Source organism: Embleya australiensis, from assembly GCF_051903075.1.
Lineage (GTDB): Bacteria > Actinomycetota > Actinomycetes > Streptomycetales > Streptomycetaceae > Embleya.
Genome location: NZ_CP182423.1, coordinates 2,189,134 through 2,206,847, shown reverse-complemented (window position 1 = coordinate 2,206,847; position 17,714 = coordinate 2,189,134). Strand labels below are relative to the sequence as shown.

14 protein-coding genes and 3 pseudogenes are annotated in these 17,714 nt (G+C 71.3%); 9 read left to right on the top strand and 8 right to left on the bottom strand.

Features of this window, described 5'->3' with window-relative positions:
- Positions 1-58: 58 nt before the first annotated feature.
- A complete protein-coding gene (locus tag ACMXN5_RS39870) occupies positions 59-652 on the bottom strand; it encodes a cysteine hydrolase family protein (RefSeq protein ID WP_439681376.1) in 594 nt (197 codons plus the stop codon).
- A gap of 200 nt (positions 653-852) precedes the next feature.
- Positions 853-2,088: pseudogene (locus ACMXN5_RS39865) on the bottom strand (MFS transporter); the annotation flags it as partial.
- 474 nt (positions 2,089-2,562) lie between these two features.
- Here ACMXN5_RS39865 and ACMXN5_RS39860 point away from each other — a divergent pair.
- From ACMXN5_RS39860 to ACMXN5_RS39850, 3 genes and pseudogenes are all read left to right on the top strand, one after another.
- Entirely contained in the window at positions 2,563-3,531 is a 969-nt protein-coding gene (locus tag ACMXN5_RS39860) for a LysR family transcriptional regulator (protein WP_439679775.1), read from the top strand.
- Between the two features lie 210 nt (positions 3,532-3,741).
- Positions 3,742-4,449 (top strand): haloacid dehalogenase-like hydrolase, encoded by a 708-nt coding sequence (locus ACMXN5_RS39855; RefSeq protein ID WP_439679774.1) that lies wholly within the window; start codon positions 3,742-3,744, stop codon positions 4,447-4,449.
- An 83-nt stretch (positions 4,450-4,532) separates the two neighbouring features.
- Positions 4,533-5,512 (top strand): annotated as a pseudogene (locus tag ACMXN5_RS39850) (ADP-ribosylglycohydrolase family protein).
- Positions 5,513-5,551: 39 nt separating this feature from the next.
- On the opposite strand, the gene ACMXN5_RS39845 reads toward ACMXN5_RS39850, so the two are convergent.
- Positions 5,552-6,211, bottom strand: a complete 660-nt coding sequence (locus ACMXN5_RS39845) for an ABATE domain-containing protein (RefSeq protein ID WP_439679773.1) — start codon at positions 6,209-6,211, stop codon at positions 5,552-5,554.
- A gap of 86 nt (positions 6,212-6,297) precedes the next feature.
- On the opposite strand from ACMXN5_RS39845, the gene ACMXN5_RS39840 reads away from it, so the two are divergent.
- Entirely contained in the window at positions 6,298-7,065 is a 768-nt protein-coding gene (locus ACMXN5_RS39840; RefSeq protein WP_380004035.1) for an MBL fold metallo-hydrolase, read from the top strand.
- A gap of 443 nt (positions 7,066-7,508) precedes the next feature.
- Here the strand turns inward: ACMXN5_RS39840 and ACMXN5_RS39835 are convergent.
- A pseudogene (locus ACMXN5_RS39835) lies at positions 7,509-7,733 on the bottom strand (alpha/beta hydrolase); the annotation flags it as partial.
- A gap of 428 nt (positions 7,734-8,161) precedes the next feature.
- A complete protein-coding gene (locus ACMXN5_RS39830) occupies positions 8,162-8,812 on the bottom strand; it encodes a hypothetical protein (RefSeq protein WP_439679772.1) in 651 nt (216 codons plus the stop codon).
- Positions 8,813-9,045: 233 nt separating this feature from the next.
- On the opposite strand from ACMXN5_RS39830, the gene ACMXN5_RS39825 reads away from it, so the two are divergent.
- Positions 9,046-10,116, top strand: a complete 1,071-nt coding sequence (locus ACMXN5_RS39825; RefSeq protein ID WP_439679771.1) for a DUF4328 domain-containing protein — start codon at positions 9,046-9,048, stop codon at positions 10,114-10,116.
- 86 nt (positions 10,117-10,202) lie between these two features.
- Here ACMXN5_RS39825 and ACMXN5_RS39820 read toward each other — a convergent pair whose 3' ends face one another.
- The gene (locus tag ACMXN5_RS39820; protein ID WP_439679770.1) at positions 10,203-10,730 is read right to left on the bottom strand and encodes a MarR family winged helix-turn-helix transcriptional regulator; all 528 of its coding nucleotides are present in this window, start codon (positions 10,728-10,730) and stop codon (positions 10,203-10,205) included.
- Between the two features lie 75 nt (positions 10,731-10,805).
- Between ACMXN5_RS39820 and ACMXN5_RS39815 the strand changes: the two genes are divergently transcribed.
- From ACMXN5_RS39815 to dnaN, 3 genes are all read left to right on the top strand, one after another.
- On the top strand, positions 10,806-12,140 hold the full coding sequence (locus ACMXN5_RS39815) for an amidohydrolase family protein (protein ID WP_439679769.1): 1,335 nt from the start codon (positions 10,806-10,808) through the stop codon (positions 12,138-12,140).
- A gap of 122 nt (positions 12,141-12,262) precedes the next feature.
- On the top strand, positions 12,263-12,394 hold the full coding sequence (locus ACMXN5_RS39810) for a hypothetical protein (protein WP_439679768.1): 132 nt from the start codon (positions 12,263-12,265) through the stop codon (positions 12,392-12,394).
- 681 nt (positions 12,395-13,075) lie between these two features.
- Positions 13,076-14,284: a DNA polymerase III subunit beta gene (dnaN, locus tag ACMXN5_RS39805; protein WP_439679767.1), complete on the top strand. Its 1,209-nt coding sequence runs from the start codon at positions 13,076-13,078 to the stop codon at positions 14,282-14,284.
- Here the strand turns inward: dnaN and ACMXN5_RS39800 are convergent.
- The gene (locus ACMXN5_RS39800; protein WP_439679766.1) at positions 14,241-14,591 is read right to left on the bottom strand and encodes a transposase; all 351 of its coding nucleotides are present in this window, start codon (positions 14,589-14,591) and stop codon (positions 14,241-14,243) included. The two genes, dnaN and ACMXN5_RS39800, sit on opposite strands and share 44 nt — an antisense overlap.
- A gap of 623 nt (positions 14,592-15,214) precedes the next feature.
- Positions 15,215-15,949, bottom strand: coding sequence for an HAD family hydrolase (locus ACMXN5_RS39795; protein ID WP_439679765.1), 735 nt, complete (start codon positions 15,947-15,949; stop codon positions 15,215-15,217).
- A gap of 1,194 nt (positions 15,950-17,143) precedes the next feature.
- Here ACMXN5_RS39795 and ACMXN5_RS39790 point away from each other — a divergent pair.
- Positions 17,144-17,611, top strand: a complete 468-nt coding sequence (locus tag ACMXN5_RS39790; RefSeq protein WP_020554288.1) for a hypothetical protein — start codon at positions 17,144-17,146, stop codon at positions 17,609-17,611.
- Positions 17,612-17,714: the final 103 nt, after the last annotated feature.

Genomic DNA, 17,714 nt, shown 5'->3' with positions numbered 1-17,714 from the left:
GGTCGGGAGGATCGCCGCGGCGCGACCCTCCCGACCGCGGATCGGGGCGACGGCGGGCTCAGCCGGCCCGCAGCAGGACGCGCAACTCGGCGGTGTCGATGACGTGGGCCCGGGTCGGGAACACGTGGTCGAGCAAGGCGCGATGGACCTCGGGATCCGGGTCGGCGACGCCGTCGGAGAGCACGTACAGCCGATAGTCGCGGTCGGCCGCGTCGACGACGGTGGACAACACGGCGCCGCCGGTGCTGACACCGGCCACGACCAGGGTGTCGATACCGCGCTCGCGTAGGCGCCGGTCCAGGTCGGTGGTGGACATCGCGCCGTAGCGCACCTTGCGGACCTCGATGTCGCCGTCGCGCGGAGCCAACCGGTGGTGGATGGCGACGGCGGGGTCCTCGTGGTGCATGAGCCGGTATCGGGCCACCGGCGCGAAGGACTTGTTCGCGACGGGAATCGTGTCCCAGTCCGCTGCGGTGAAGCCGACCCGGACATGGGCGACGGTACCGCCGGCGGCCCGCACGTCGGAGACGATCGCCTCCACACGAGCGAGGAGCGCGCCGCGATGCCCGTACTCCTCCCCGTCGGGCAACGCGGCGAGGATGGCGGGCTGGTAATCCAGCACGAGCAGGGCGGTCTGTACGGGGTTGAGCATGGTCACGCGGGGGTCTTCCCTTCCGACGACGCATGGTCGCTGTGTGCCCGACCGGGCGCCGAGTCTTTCGGCGCCCGGTCGGCGGCTTCGTGGGATGCCGGAGCAGATGCCGAATCAATCGCCTCGTGAGCTGCCTGATCGACGGCTGCACAGGGCGCCTGGTCGACGGCTTCGTGCAATGCCCGATCGGCGGCTTCGGGGGGCGCCGGTTCGATCGCTGCGCCGCCCGGCGGCTCCCCGCGCCCCAGGAGCAGCAGCGGGGTCGCCAAGAGCAGCATCCCCGCGACCGCGATCGCGGTGCGGGTGCCCGCGGCGGCGGCCAGTACGCCCGCCAACGCGGTCAGTACGGCGATGGAGGCGGTGCTGCTGACCGACCACGCGGTCAGCGTGCGGGCGACCCGGTCGGGATCGGTGTGGTCCAGCCGATAGGTGGCCTGTACGGGATTGAACACACCGCAACAAGCCACCAAACCGAACTGCAGAACGATGACGAGCACCATCCCGGAAACCCCGGGCCGGACGAACGCCAGCCCCACCGGCCAGCACGCGCGCAGCACCCCGGACACGAGCAACACCTCACGCCGCCCGAACCGCGCCACGAGTCGCCGCGCCAGCCGCGCACCGACCAGCCCACCCACACACGGAGCGGCGAACATCAGCCCGTACTGCCACGGTTCGAACCCGAGGGGGCCCAACAGGAGTACGGCGAGCAGCGGCTCACCGGCCATGATCAACCCGTTGACCACGACCGTATTGAAGAACAGCGGCCGCAAGACGGGATGACCGAGAATGTAGCGCCACCCGTCGAGCAGATCACCGGCCCGCAACCGGGGCGCACCGGTCCGCTCGGGAGGCGTCTCCGTACCGCCGATGGCACGAATCCCCAGCGCCGACAACAGATAGGTGACCGCGTCGGCCAGCACGGTCGTCACCGGACCGAAGTACCCGATCGCGGCCCCACCGAGCGGCGGCCCGACCGTGATCGCGGTCCAACTCGTGGACTCGAACCGGCTGTTCGCAACGAGCAGGTCGGCCGGCGGCAGCAGCGACTTCAGATACGCCCCGCTCGCCGCCTTGAACGCGATATCGGCGGCGGCCACGACGACCGAAACCACGAGAAGTTGTACAAAACTCAGCCGGCCGAACGCAAACGCAACCGGAATGCTCGTCAGCGCCGCGAACCGAACCAGGTCCATCGCCACCATGACCGACCGCTTGCGACGAAACTCCACCCAGGGCCCGAGCGGCACCGCGATCACCGCCCCCACCACCCGCCCGGCAGCCGCCAACACCGCCACCTGAGCCGGCCCCGAGTGCAACACCAGCACCGCAATCAGCGGAAACGCCCCGAATCCGAACGCCGTCCCATACGCACTTACGGCATAGGCCCCCCAGAGCCACCCGAACCCGCGCCCCAAATCCCGCCCACCCGCCACCCGCGCACACCCCTCACCACCCGAACTCCCAGGCACCGACTCCAGACATCAAAGCGACCGACAATCCCCGACTTCAAACAACAACCCAGCACCCACCGCACAACCAAAGGTTGTGCACCACGCCTCCACCCACTGGCACCTTCCCGCGTCTTGTCGTCCACGGGATTGATGCTCGTCGCCACCGTCCGGATCAGGACCTCGCCGGGCCCCGGCTGGGGTTCGGGAGCCTCGACGATGCCGAGGACATCAGGGGAACCGAAACGATCGATCTGCATGGCGCGCACGAAAGGGCCTTTCACACCGGGGATGCCGACAGCAGGGCCCGACACCCTTGTCGATCCAGGGATTCACGTCGTCGAAGCCCCGTGCCCGGCGGCAACGCACGTGCCGGCCGCGACTGGGGTTCCAGGTGCGACCGAGCCCGTCCGACGCGGCCTCACCACGGCCCGCCGGACAGGCCATAGCATGCGCCGGGTGGATCTCGATGCTGTTCGGACCTTCGTCGTCGTTGTGGATGCGGGGAGGTTTCGGGACGCCGCCGCCGAGTTGTCGGTCAGTCAGCAGGCCGTGTCGAAGCGGGTCGCCGCGCTGGAGAAGTCCCTGGGCGTACGGCTGTTCACCCGCACCGCGCGAGGCGCGAAGCTCACCGTCGACGGGCAGGCGTTTTTGGCGCACGCCCGCGATGTCGTTCGGGCCGAGGCGCGGGCGGTGGCCTCCGTATCCCCCGGTCGCCGCCCGCTGCGCATCGACGTGATCGGTCGGCGGCTCGCCCCGGCCGGGCGGCTGGGCGAATTCCATCGGGCGCACCCCGGGCTCGAACTCGACGTGGTGACGCTCTTCGACGCCGACGCGGCCATCGCCGGCATTCGGGCCGGGACGATCGACGCGTCCTTCCGCGCCGTCACCATGCCGGGTCGGCGACTCCCCGACGACATCCGGGCCACCCGGGCCTTCGCCGAACCCATCGAACTGCTCACGGGACCGGACCACGAACTCGCCGGCGCCCGCGCGGTCACCCCCGCCGAACTCGCCGGACACCGGATCTGGATGCCGGGCATCGTGGCCGGAACCGAGTGGGCCGCCTACTACGACGCGCTCGCCGCGACCTTCGGCCTCACCATCGAGGTCACCGGGCCCGACTTCGGCACCGAGCCCCTGCTCGACACGATCGCCGACTCCCGGACGCTGGCGACCTTCGTCGGCGAACAGACCCGCCTGGTCTGGCCCGCCGACCAGGGCCTACGCCGCATCCCCGTACGGGCGCCGACCCCGATCTACCCCCACTCTCTGCTCTCCCACCGCGACAGCCCACACCCGACGCTCACGAAGCTCCGCACCCACCTCCACACCCGCCGCCCCACCAACCCCGACACCGAAACCTGGACCCCGAAGTGGGCAAGATGGCCACGCCAACCCCGAACTTCGGCCTCGACGCAAGGGTGAACGGGGAGCCGCGGCCAACCCCGGCGGATCACCCCCGCCTGCGCGGGGAGCATCCTTGCCAACGACATCCTGCGCGCGCTCGTGGCCGGCCGACTCGTCGACGGCAAGGGCCGCATCGGCTGACCACCGCCCGCCGCCCGCTCCACGCCACCGGCCACGCCCGACCGCCCCGCCGCCACCACGACCACCCCCGCCCAAGGAGCGCGCCCCGTGCCCCACCCCCCACCAGCCCCCCGCCCCATCGCCGTCTTCGACCTCGACGGCACCCTCGTCCGAGGCGACTCCTTCACCCACTTCACCCGCGCCCTGCTGCGCCGCTCCCCCTGGCGCGCCGTCGTCGCGACCCTGTGCGTACCGATACTCGCCCCCCTGTACGCCCTCCACCCCACCCGCCGCCGCGCCTTCGCCCTGCTCCTCCGAGTCGCCACCATCGGCCTACCCCCGCACCGATTCGCCGCTCTCGCAACGGAGTTCGCCACCGAACGCACATCCGACGGGAACCGAATCCCGCACACCCTCGACCGCGCCCGAGCCCACCTCGCCGCCGGCGACCGCGTCGTGATCGCGACGTCCTGCGCCGAGCCCCTCGCCGCCGCCATCTGCCACGAACTCGGCCTGGCCCCCGTGGACGTGATCGCGTCCCGACTCACCGCGAGCCGAACCGGCATGCGGCCGCTGCCGGCGTGCCGGGGCGTCCGCAAGGTCGAGCGGATCCGCGCGGCCGGCATCACCGGCCCGATCACCCACGCCTACACGGACAGTTCCGTCGACCTCCCCCTGCTGAACGCCGCCGCCCACCGCTATCTGATCGACCCCTCCCCCGCCCACCTCACCCGGATCCACACCCACCTCGGCCCCACCTACGTGGTACTGCGCTCCACCGAACCGACCACGCCGTCCGAACCGTCCTCGCCGTAGCGCGAAGCGCAAGGCCCCCACCGCCCGGCGCCATCGCACACACCCTCGAGTCCGACCCGCGCGTCGACCTCTACGCTGCCCGTATGGACATCACACAGCGCGCCGCCGGGGCCGTCGTCGGCTCGGCGGTCGGGGACGCGCTGGGAGCGCCCTTCGAGTTCGGCGCTCCGGGCGACTTCGGCACCCGATTTCCCGAGGCGCCGCCCGGGAGTTCCCGGGCCGAGGCGCGCTACGCGAACGAGATGTGCGGTGGCGGCGGTTGGGACGCGGGCGAGGCCACGGACGACACCCAGATGGCCGTGCACGTGGCGTACTCCCTCCTGGAGCGCGGCGAAGCGGACCTGCCCGACATCTTCGACCGCTTCCGCCGCTGGGCCCGCGCCGAACCGAAGGACATCGGTCTGCAGACCGAGGACGTACTCACCAACGGCCTGCCCTGGGATCTCGCCGCCGGCGTGCACTTCCAGACCACCGGACGCGCGGCCGGCAACGGCTCGCTGATGCGTGCCACCACCCCCGCCGTCTGGTTCGCGGCCGACGGCCGTACCGCCACCATGGCCGCCGCCCGCCGCATCGCCGCGCTGACCCACGGCGACCGCGCCGCGTGGGAGGGCACCGCGATCTTCCACGAGTTGGTGCGGGTGGCCCTGAATGGCGACGACCCACCGGCCGCGCTTCCCGCGACCCTGGACGAGGTACACCCCGACCATCGCGACCGCTACGCCGTCGTGTTGTCCCCGACGTGGCATCCCACCGACGCCACCGAGTTCAACGGCGCGCGGTCTGGCCCTGTCTCGGCTCGGCGGTCTGGGCGCTGCGGACGACGACGTCGTACGAATCCGCCCTGCGCGCCGCCCTCGACCTCGGCGGCGACACCGACACGGTCGGCGCGGTCACCGGCGCGCTCGCCGGAGCCGTATACGGCCCCGCGGCCATCCCGACCCGCTGGACCGACCGACTGCATGTACCGATCCCCGGCTCGGCCGGCGAAGTCCTGCGCCACGCCGACCTGTCAGGCCTGGCCCACGACCTGCTGAACCGTACGCCGCGCGCGGCTCGCTGACGCGGCCCACGCCCCGCCGGCCCACCCCGAGTCCCGCCGTCAGTCCGCCTTCCCCCGGGTCCGCCGCGCATAGGCCCGCGCCGCCCGGACCCGATCGCCGCATCGTGTCGAGCACCACTGCCGGGACGCGTGCGTACGAACCAGGAAGCGGCGACATGGCGTGGCGCCGCACGGGGTGAGCCGTGCCGCGTCGGGCGCGGTCAGCAGGTCGGCGGCGTCGGCGGCCAGCACGGCGATCGCGTGGTTGACGATCTGGTCGATCGGGTGCGCCTGGGCGCGATACGGGCCGTGTACGTCGTCCCAGTGCAGCAGCGCGGCCGACGGCGCGCTGGTGAGCGCGGCGTTGACCGCGCGTACCGCTTCGGCCGGCGCCACCACCTCCTCGACCCGAGCCGACAGCAGCGCCCTCACCGCGTCGCGCAGCGCCCGCAGGCGTCCCGCGCACACGTCGTAGAGCACGGCCTCCGCCGGCGCCAGCTCGCGCGTGACCAGCCACTCCCTCGCCGACTCGGGCGTGCCGAGCAGATCCACGTCCCGGCCGCCGGGGAAGGCGAGATCGCTGTTCACCAGGTCCAGGGACAGATACCGCTCGGCACCCGGCGCGAGTGGGGGCCCCGAGGGCGCGGGGCGGGCGGCGGCGAGGTCCGCGACAGGATCGGCGGCGGGCCCGGCGGACGCGGCCGGCGAGGTCTCCTTCATGAGTCTCATGCTAAGCCTTGCCGTTCCCCGTGAGAATCGGCTAGCTTTTCTCACGGCAAACACAACCATTATCCGTGAGGTGTGCAGTGACCGGTTTCGACGCGACCAACGAGCAGATCGCCATTCGGGTCTTCGGCGGCCCCTCCGCCCTGATCGAGTACGGCGGCCTCACGTTCCTCACCGACCCCGCCTTCGACGCCCCCGGCGAGTACCCCGTCGGCGACCGCGTCCTCACCAAGACCGCCCCGGCCTCGGTCGACCCGGCGGACCTGGGCCCGATCGACGTGGTCCTGCTCTCCCACGACCAACACCCGGACAACCTCGACCACTCCGGCCGCGCGCTCCTCGCCGACGTCCCGCTCGTGCTGACCACCCCGAGCGGCGCGGACCGCCTCGGCGGCACCGCCCGCCCGCTGGCCCCGTGGACGACGATCGACGTCCCCCGCCCCGGCGGCGGCACCGTGACCGTCACGGCCACCCCCGCCCAACACGGCCCGGACGGCTGCGAGCCGATCACCGGCGAGGTCGTCGGCTTCGTCCTGACCGCCGCCGACCTCCCGACCATCTACGTCAGCGGCGACAACGCGTCCCTGCCCGTGGTCGAGAAGATCGCGGCCCGGGTCGGCCCGGTCGACACGGCCGTACTCTTCGCCGGCGCCGCCCGCACCCCGCTGTTCGACGGCGCCCTGCTCACCCTGGACAGCGCCCAGGCCGCCGAGGCCGCCGCGATCCTCGGCGCGCGCCGCGTCGTCCCGGTCCACTTCGACAGCTGGGGCCACTTCACGGAGGGCCGCACCGCCCTCGTCGAGGCGTTCACCGCGGCCGGCCTGATCGACCGCCTGCAACTCGCCTGAGCACCGGGCGAACCGGCCCGCGCGGCGCGTCGCCCGGTCCGGGTCCAGTGCACCAAGTGGTCGGCCCCGAGGCCCGGTTCGCCATCCGGGTCTCGGGGCGATCCGGCCAGGATGGCGTCGAGGAACTCCGTGCGCGCCGCCGCGTTCGCCTGAAACCACAACCCGAGCTTGTGGTCCGCCTGCGGGAACGCCAGCCGGGTGAACCGCGAAGCCGACGCACCGAGCGCATCCGCGATGGCCTCGGTGACGGCCTCGGGGATGACCTCGTCGACCGCCGGAGTCGCCAACACCGCACGCGCCGCCGGTACACCACGAAAGACATCGAGCGCCGGCGACCGCCGCCAACTGCCGGGCGCGCGAATGATCTCGGTGAAGCCCGCCGCGAACGGAACACTCCACGCCTCGGCCGCATAGACGGCCGGCGCGCACAGCCCAATGGCCCGCACCCGGTCACCGTAGTGGGCGGCCAGATCCGCAACCGTGTGCCCGCTCATGCTGAAGCCGACCACAATCAGCCGGTGATCCGCAGGCACCACCGCGTCGACGACGGCGCGGGCCCGCACGAACCGGCGTTTCAGGCTCAGTTCACCAAGGGTCCCGGAACTGTCGCCGTGTCCCGAGAAGTCGAGCGCACAGGCCGGGAAACCGCGACCGGCACAGTCGCCCATCAGCTCGACGAAGCGCGCTTTGCGCCCGGCCCCGGCACCGTGCAGCAGAACAACAGTCGACGGCATCCCGAGATCGTGCGCACCCTCAACCGCAGCGCCGGCGCCATCGCCCGCGCCCGCGCCCGCGCCCGGAACGACGCGCACACAACTCAGCCGCTCACCATCGCACTCCACCACAAAGCGCTCGAACACCGCTGAACCGCCCGGGGATTGCTCACCGCTCACGCGGGCACTCCTCCACGGAATCCGACCGCGCCGAACACAATCGTTCCACGGCCGCCCAGGCATCCCGACGCCCAACGACAACCCAGCAAGCCCAGCAGCCCAGCAGCCCAGGCGACCCAAAGCACCCCAAGCACCCCAAGCACCCCAAGCACCCCAAGCACCCCAAGCAACTCTCGGGCACCCCGAACCCCCACCGGCGCTCCCTACCTCACCCCACCGCCCAAACGCCCGGCCCGCCCCGCGTTCCCCACCGCCGCCCGGGCAACGGCGTGTCCGATCCGCTCGGCCAACGTGCCCCACGGCCGGCATTCGACGACGGGCAGCCCGTACCGCGCCGCCTCCTCCGCCAGCCACCGCGAATATCGAACGCCGACCTCCGCCCGCTGCGCCTGGACCCCGTCCTCCGGCTCCCGCTCGGCGTAGTTGGCGACGATCCGGGCGCCGTCGTCCTCGTGCAGGAACACCCCCCGCACGCTGCGCCCGGCCTCGACACCCTCCCGCATGGCCTGGGCCACGGCGGCCGGCGTGAGGTAGTCGCCCTCGACCACCGCCGGGACATCGACGGTGGTCCGATTGCGCACCACGCCGACGACGGCGGGTTCCAGCGCTCGGGCGGTGGCGACCTGGAGCTCCAGTACCCGATCGACCCCGAGCCCGTCGACATCGGCGATCCCGTCGAAGAGATGCAGCCCAGGATGCCCCTCGGCCGTCGTGATGTGCTGCACCGCACTCACCACGTCATCGAACTCGACCACGAACGCCCCGGCCGACAAGGCCAGTTCCGCAGCCGCCCGACTTTTGCCCACCCCGGAGGCCCCACCGACGAGCAACACATCCCACCACGTCCCGATCACCCCCCGACCGTACCCCCAACCACCCATGTGGTTACGCACGCCCCACCCCCCAAGGCGCGGCACCGTGCGGTGTGGGGTGCCGGTGTTGTCGCCACGCCCGTCACCTCACGTATTCGCGGGTCTTCCGATCGTGACATGGGAAGGTACTCACGGCATGATGCCCGTTACGCGGCGCCGCTGGCGCGGTCGGCGCGCTCGGCCGTGATGCCGTCGCCCGCCGGCTCGTCCGGTCGGTGTCGAGGATCGTCGACGGGGGATTCGAACTCGTGTTGTGCTCAGCCTGCGGTGGCCGGTCGACGTTGCCGGACCGTTGTACCAACTGTGGCCATCGCGAGTACGCCCCGCCCAACGCCCCCACCGACGCCGCCCTGGACGCGCGTTTCGCCCACTTCGGGCCCGCCGGAACGCCGATGCCGGATCCGCGGTTTCGGCCCGGCCCGATCTTCCGGTCGCTGCGCGGGCCGGCCATCGCGCTCTACGTCCTGTTGGGCATCACGGCCGTCGCCTGTCTGCTCGCCGCCATCGCGTTCTTCCACCGCGCGAACCTGGTCGACCAGGTGTTGCGCAGCAGGTGGTCCGCGCCCGATTCGGACGGGGCGAACCACTCCATCGCCGTGTGGTGGGGACTCGCGACCCTGGCCATGGTTGCGAGCGCGGTACTCTTCGTGGTCTGGTTCCATCGCGCGCGACGCAATGTCGATCTGTTCCCGCCGTCCGTGCAGCGCCTGTCCGGCGGTTGGGCGATCGGCGGCTGGTTCTGCCCGGTGGTCAACCTGTGGTTCCCGCCGCTGATCGCACACGACATCTGGAAGGCCAGCGATCCCCGCGCGCCGATGCGCGGCGGCGCCACTCCCGGGCGGCATCCGCTGCTCTGGGCCTGGTGGTCGACCTATCTCGCCGCGAACGTCCTCCTCGCCATCGGGCTGACCGGCCGCGAGAGTGACGGCGGCGACGCGATGACCGGCAGCGATGCGTGGGTCGCCTACCACGAGTCCTACCGCACCGCGGACACCGCGACGGGCTGGGCCTTCCTCCTGATGATCATCGCCGCCGGCACGGCCATCGCGGTCGTGGCCCGGATCACCGGGTTCCAGATCGAGCGCGAATACGCCTTCCTCGTGCCGCCGACGATGCACCCGGCGCACCCCATGCATCCGATGCACCCTCTGTACGCGGTCCAGCCGACCCACCCCGAAGTCGCCGCATCCGGCCCGGTGCCCGGCTCGACGCAGCCCGTGGCGCCGCCGATTCCGCGCCAGCCGCCGCCCCCGCCGCGTCCGAAGGACCCACCGGCTCCGTTCTGAACGGGCGGGCGCCGGCCGCCTTGCGAGCGGCGCTTCGCCTTGCGGGCAACGCCCATCCGCCGTTTTTGTGCGCGATGTTCGATTGATCAGGCCCCGCGCCGCCGCCCCGCGGTCCGCGGGGCCTCGGTGGCCGCGGCGATCTCGCGCAGCGCGAGCGTCGCCGCCTCGATCGCCGCCGCCGGGGCGCCCCGCCAGACCTCGGCGTGCGCGGCGGCGTTCGCCCGGACCGCCTCCTCGGCGACCCGTACCCCGCGCGGCGTCAGGCAGATCAGCGTGCCCCGACCGTCGCCCTGATCCGGGAGGCGCTCGGCCAACCCCTCCGCGACCAGGTGATTCGTCACGTTGCTGGTGCCGCCCGAGGACAGCAGCAGCGCACGGCTCAGCTCGGTCGGCTTGAGCCGATACGGCGCACCCGCGCGCCGCAGCGCGACCAGTACGCCGAACTGGGCCGGAGTCAGGCCGAATTCGGGCAGCTCACGGCGGGTGGCCTCGTCCAGGTCGGCCGCGAGCAGCATGATCCGCTTGCTCAACTCCGTCGTCGCATCCAGCACGTCGGGCAGTTCGGCCTGCCATGCGCTGATCAGCGCGCTCGCGCGGTCCTCGGATGCGGTCATCTTGACAGCGTATTACACACAGCTGATAGCTTTCTAAAAAGCTTTCCAGTGAACATGACTCGATGCGAGGCTCCCGTGTCCGGCGCTCCCACCTCCCCCGCGACCGACCTCTCCCCCACCTCCCCCGCAACCGCCCGACTCCTCCTCCGCGGCGGCACCGTCGTCGACACCGACCCGCACGTCACCGCCCGCCCCGACACCGACGTCCTGATCGAGCACGGAGTGATCGCCGCCGTCGGCCCCGACCTGTCCGCCGAGGGGGCCGAAGTCCTCGACGCGCGCGAGCGGATCGTGCTGCCGGGCTTCGTCGACACCCATCGCCACGTCTGGCAGTCCGTACTGCGCGCGGTGGCCGTCGACAGCGACCTCGGCGACTACCTCGGCCTGGTCCTCGGCCGGCTCTCCCCCGCGATGCGCCCCGAGGACGTGTACGCCGGCAACCTGGTCGGCGCGCTCGAATGCCTCGACGGCGGCATCACCACCGTCCAGGACTTCTCCCACGTCCAGCACCGGGCCGAACACGGCGACGCGGCGGTGCGCGGGCTGCGCGCGGCGGGCATCCGGGCGGTGTTCGGGTACGGCTACCCGCCGTTCGACCCGGCCGCCCGCGACCCGCGACACGTCCGCAACCTGCGCGAACGCCTGTTCGCCGGAGACGGCCCCGACGACCTGGTCACGCTCGCGCTCGCCCCCGGCGGGCCCTCGTACACCCCGATCGAACTCGTCGAGGAGGACTGGCGGCTGGCCGCCGACCTCGACATTCCGCTGGCCGTACACGTCGGCAGCGGCTCCGTCGCCCGCCGGCCCATCGACGCTCTGCGCGAGCGCGGCCTGCTCAACGCGCGCACGCTGTACGTCCACGGCAACTCGCTGCCCGACGACGAACTCGCGATGATCGCCGACTCCGGCGGCGCGCTCTCGATCGCACCGGCCATCGAGGCGCAGATGGGACACGGCGCGCCGATGATCAACCGGGCCCGTGCCCTGGGCCTGATCACCGGGCTCGGCGTGGACGTGGTCACCAGCACCCCGGGCGACATGTTCTCGCTGCTGCGGGCGGCCCTGCTGACCAGCCAACTCGCCGACGGGGAGCGGCTGTTCGCGGCCGACGTACTGCGCATGGCGACCATCGGCGGCGCCGCCGCGCTGGGTCTGGCCGACCGGATCGGATCGCTGGCCGTCGGCAAGCAGGCGGACCTGATCCTGCTGCGCACGGACGCGGTCAACATGGTCGGCGCCGCACACGACCCGGCCGGCGCGGTCGTGGCGTCGGCGCATCCGGGCAACGTCGACACGGTCCTGGTCGCGGGCCGCACGGTCAAGCGGGCGGGCCGGCTCACCCACCCCGCGCACATCGAGGCCGTCACCGCCGCACGGACGGCCGCCGAACACGTGGCGACCGCGATCTGACGACGCGGCGCGGCCTCGGCGCGCGGTCCCGGCGCGCCGGGGAGCCCTACCCACCACCCGTCGTTCCGGCCCGGCGGTCCCGTAGCCATGACAGAGACCACCAGCATTCGACTGGGGGCCTGGTGCTGGGCAGCGACGACCCGGAACGGCTCAGCGACTGGTACCGCGCGGCGTTCGCACCGTCGGCGACGCCGGGCGCCGTCCTGATGGTGGGCGACGGGCGCAGAGCACCCGCGAGCCGGGCCGGATCCTGATCAACTTCTACGTCGAGGACATCGAGGCGGTCGCGGCCCACCTCGACACGCTCGGCGACACGAAGTGGATCCGGCCCGTGGAACACTTCGGCCCGGGTCTCATCGCGACGGTGGAAGACCCGGTCGGAAACCACGTACAGATCGTCGAGTTCACCACTCGACCCGGTTCCGGACAGTAAGACGCATGCAGGACACCCACATCGGGATCGACGCCGCGATCGACTCTCTCGCCCACGACGACCTCTTCGTCCGGTCGACCTCCCCCTACCGGCCGCAACTGCTCGCCTATTGCTCCCGCATGCTCGGTTCGAGGGGCGGGCGTCACTGCGCACGTGGCTGTACCGAATCGCGACCAACGTCTGCCTCACCGCACTCGAAAGCCGCGCGCGGCGACCGCTGCCGTCGGGGCTCGGCGCTCCCGCCGACGACCCCGAAGGACCCCTGGCGCCGCCGGCGGAGGTGACCTGGCTGCAACCGTTCCCCGACCGGCTCAGCCGGGCCCCACCTTCGCCGCCCCCTACCTTCACCGCCCTTACCTCAAACACCCACAATCCGCTGAGATTCGCCGAGATCCGGGCGCGCTGTCCGAGCGCCCCGGTAGTGTCGCCCTTCCTGGAATCGAACAGATATTCGATCACCGTGCGACCAGCCTCCTCGTCGAGTTCTCGGAAAGGGCCCGTTGTGAAGGTTCGAATAACACGCGACCGCCTCGTCGAGGGCGTCGCCTGGGCCGTTCGCGCCCTGCCCGCCCGGCCGGTCGTCCCCGCCCTCGCCGCGTTCCGACTCGAGGCGGACGGCGGCACCCTCACGATCTCCGCGTACAACTACGAGGTCTCGACCGGGATCGAGGTCCCGGCCGAGGTCACCCGCCCCGGGAGGATCCTGGTCCCGGGGCGACTGCTCGCCGAGATCGCCCGATCCCTGCCCCGCGAGCACCCGGTGGACCTCACCGTCGACGCGAGAAGGGTGACCAGGTCGTCGTCGCCGTCCCCGGCGAGTCGGGCCCGACTGACCTGCGCCGGTGCCTACTTCGCGCTGCCCCTGACGTCCCCGACCGACTATCCGGCCACCCCGCTGCTCCCGGAGACCGTCGGGATGGTGGGCGCGTCCGCCTTCGCCGAGGCCGTCGCGCAGGTGACGATCGCCGCGTCCCGGGACGAGAGCGTGCCCGTACTCACCGCCGTCCGACTCCACCTGACCCACGACTCGCTCGTCCTGGCCGCCACCGATCGATATCGCCTCGCGGTCCGCCGCATGCCCTGGCAGCCCATAACCGAGGACCCCGCCCGCACCGCCCTGATCCCGGCCCGAGTCCTCGCCGAACTCGCCCGCAACCCGGATGCCGGCGCGGACCTGCGTCTGGCCCTCGGCCCGGAGGCCGGTCGCCGCGGCCTGCTCGGGCTGATCACCGCCGGACGGCAGGCCACCACGCGGCTGCTCGACTACGAGTTCCCGCGCTACGACTGGCTGTTCGACAACGAGGCCACCGCCGTGGCGACCATCGACACGGTGGCGCTGATCGAGGCTGTACGGCGGGTATCCCTCGTGGTCACCCGCAACGCACCCATCCGCCTGACGTTCGAACACGACGCCCTGCGGGTGGAGGCCGGCACCACCGACGAAGCCGAGGCAGGCGCAACGGTCCCGGTACACCTGACGGGCGACCCCACCAGGTCCGCCTTCAACCCGTCCCACCTCCTGGACGGCCTGACCGCCCTCCGCACCCCAACCGCCCAACTGCTCTTCAGTACACCAACCAAGCCCACCGTACTCACAGAGGCCCCACCGCCAACCAACACCCAAGTCCCCGAGGCAACATCGCTTCAAAAAACCACAAACCAAGACATCAAGGACTACCGCTACCTACTAATGCCAATGCGCAGCACCTAACCACCAGCCCCACCACACCCACTCCCCTATATAGGGACGCCCTCGGCCCCATCTCAAACCGGGCCCCACCAGGAAACCAACCCACCACCTCGACCCCAACCGCAAGCCCGGCCCACCCCCACCGGGACGGCGGTGCGCCTTCCGCGTCGGCAATGCGGCCAACGAGGCCCGCGGCGCGCATCAGCCGCGCGACGCGGCAGCGCCCGACCCGCACACCGCCGCAAACCAGCACCGCGTGCACCCGCAGGGCTCCGTAACTCCCGCGCGAGGCACAGTGGTCGTCGATGATCCGCCAGGTCGATTGCACGTCCCGAACGCCGCGCGGACAGGGAGCCGCACGGCGGTGACGAAAGGCGGCACGCGAGACCTACAGCAGGTCACAGACGCGTTCAACGCTGTGACCTACAGTTTTCTCCGCCTCGATGAACGGGTGCCCGTCACCGAGTCTCTCTCGCGAAGAACCCATGGCCCGCCTGAGGACTCCCACGTCCTACCCCAACCTGATGTTCCCCCGCCGCAGCGCGGCAAGTGCCTCCCGCTCGGACGAGGCCGGGCCATGGCACTCACCCGTTGTCGACCCGGTCTGCTGCACCCAGTCCCGCACCGCAGTCTCGGTCGGATCGAAGCCCTTCGCGACCGGCGCGACCAGCCCGACCAACCTGTCACCTGCCAGCACAGCACAACCATCTCGGCTTTGAGCTCCGGCGCGAACAAGCGGCGAGGCCGAGGCGCCTTCTCCCCCATGCCACCCATAACGGACATCCTCCCCAAGGAGCCACAAACCCCTCAGCCAGGGGGTCCATCAAAGCGGATCAAGCCCAACCGCCTCGGCCGCCACCAAGCCTCGGCCCGACCCCAGTCCTCGCCGGACGGCGAACTCAACCCCTCGGCCGGGCAGGCCCGCCTGCCCCATCACCGCCTCGCCCGCCGTCACCCACCCGAGCCGCGGCCCGGGCCCCCGCCCAGTAGTGCGCTCAGCACCTCCTCCGTGTCGGCGAGGTTGGTGAGGACGACATCGGCGCCCGCCGCCGTCAGCGCGGCCGCGCTCGTCAGGCCGGTTGCCACCGCCACAGACCGCGCGCCCACCGCGCGGGCCGTGGCCACGTCGCGCAGGGTGTCGCCGACGATCACGGTGTCGGCTCCCACGTGCCGCCGACCCAGGTGCTCCTCGGTCCGCGCGAACGCCCGGGCCGGCAGGTCGATTCGCTCATAGGCGTCCTCGCCGTACGCACCGACCCGGAAGTCCACGTGATCGGCCAGCCCGAAGACGTTCATCTTCAATACGGCGAGCGCGTACAGGTTCCCGGTCAACACCGACTGCCGCACATCAGGCATCGTGCCCAGCGCCGTCAGAGCCTCCAGCGCCCCCGCCAACACCCGCCCCTCCGCCGCCAACTCGGCTTCACGCTGCCGTAGTTCGACGACGATCAGGTCCAGGAAAGCAGCCAACAGGCCATCCTCGGGCGACAACCCGTGCAGCCGCAGGACCTCGCTCGCCGCAGCCATCTCGGTACGACCGTCGAATTGCCACGGTTGTTCCAGAGCCCGCCCGGCCACCTGCCGAAACGCGGCCGCGTACGCCCGCCGCGACACCTTCCCACCGTCGATCAGCGTGTGATCGATGTCCCACAACACCAGCCGGGGGCCGGATCCACCAGTCGCCATCAGCACTCCGATCCTCCCGACCACCCCACGCGGCCACTGCCCAGAGCATCGCATCCGCCCACCGGACACAGGACCCCTCGGCCCGATCGCAGTCGGAAACGCCCCACGACGGGGCTACCGAACACAACGCAGGAAGGCATCCGAACACAACCAACCGGCTCTTCGGCAGCGGCACCACAACCCCCGGCACCGGAATCGCCACACAACCACCCACCGGCACGTCGCGAAAACCACACCCATCACTCATCCCCCAGCCACCCCCGTTGGGCCGCACCCCCTCCCGACCGCACAACCGCCCGCCCCACCCCCCAAGCCCCACACGCAGCGCCACACCACTCCACCGCACGCCACCCAACCGTCCCGTAGATCGGACGCGCCCCACCCCTCCCTTCCACCACATCCTCCCCGAGATGGCCTTCCCCCTCCCCCCAATGACTACAAAAGCCGGCTTCCCCACCATTTAAGGTGATTTTCACTCCCGTCATAATCCCGCTCCCGGGCCCTTGAAAGCCCCTTCGCCGAGCCTGCACACCACCTCATCGAGCCATTCCCACAACACCCTCAAATGGCTCTTGACCTGCAACTTGCATGGCAAGCTGTCCGGCAATCCGCAGCGGGATCTGTGCGGGCCGCTGTGCGGTGAGATGTCCTTTGATATGTCCGGCACATTGCAGCCCAACTTGTTCGTCAATCCGCATCGCTGTCCGGGCGGGTGTGCGGGCGGGTGTACGGCACGAACGGCGGACGCGCGGTGTCGTGGGCGGCCGGCCGGAGCAGTGGGCGGAGCTGCGGCTCGCACGGTGGAGCCGCCGATGGCTCCGGCGACGGCTCTCACGGCGGCTCTCCCAACGGCTCGCACGACGGGCCCCGCAGTGGGCGTCGCGGCGGATCGCACGATCGGTCGCTCGCTCGCTCTCGCGATGGTCCGAACGGCGGAACCCACGCTCGATCGAGCACTGGATCACGCGACAGAACACACACTCGACGCCTGGGTATTCATGCGTGACAGGAGATGGGTGGGCGGGCGGATCTTCCAACATGCAGATCGAACACAACGGCAATGCCTGATTTTCTGGGCTTTTGTGCCGTTGCCGTGCCGGCTTCACTGCAACGAGCGACACGCCGACTCTCCTGACAGGAAGTTATTTGCCGGAGATCGCGATAGGCTTCGGTCGTTGACACGAAAGGACGGTCATGGCCACTTCCCGGGAGCGTTGGACCGTGGCAAGGCTCGCGGCCATCGCGGGTCTGCCCAGCAAGGTGGGCTACGAGGCACGGGACCGAAACGTGCTGCACCCGACGGTGCTCTCGCCCAGCGATGTATTGCCCCTGCTCACCTTCGAGGCCCTGCGAAGGATCAGCTGGCCGGGTGAGAACTATGCGCGCAACACACCGCAACGCCTGCGCCTCTGGGAGCACCTGGCCATCGAACACTCACGCGTCGGCGATCTCGCCGACGTCGACCCGATGACCGGCCTCTACGTCCACCCCTCGGGTGCCGACCTGGCCGTTCGACCGAGTGAACACGCCGCCCTCGCACTGCGGTTCGTCGAGGAGAACACGCCGTACCAGTACCTCACCCTCGGCGCGTGGGCCCAGCAGGCCCTGCGCGCCCTGGCGGCCGAACAGGAACAGGTCGGACGACGGCATGGTGCGGCCTGAGCGCCGGGCAACGCCGTCGGAAGTCCACAAAAGCAGAGCGAGTGGCCTAGGAGTCCAGCCCTAGTCCACTCGCTCGCAGCTCAGCGCCCCTAGGGGCGCCGTC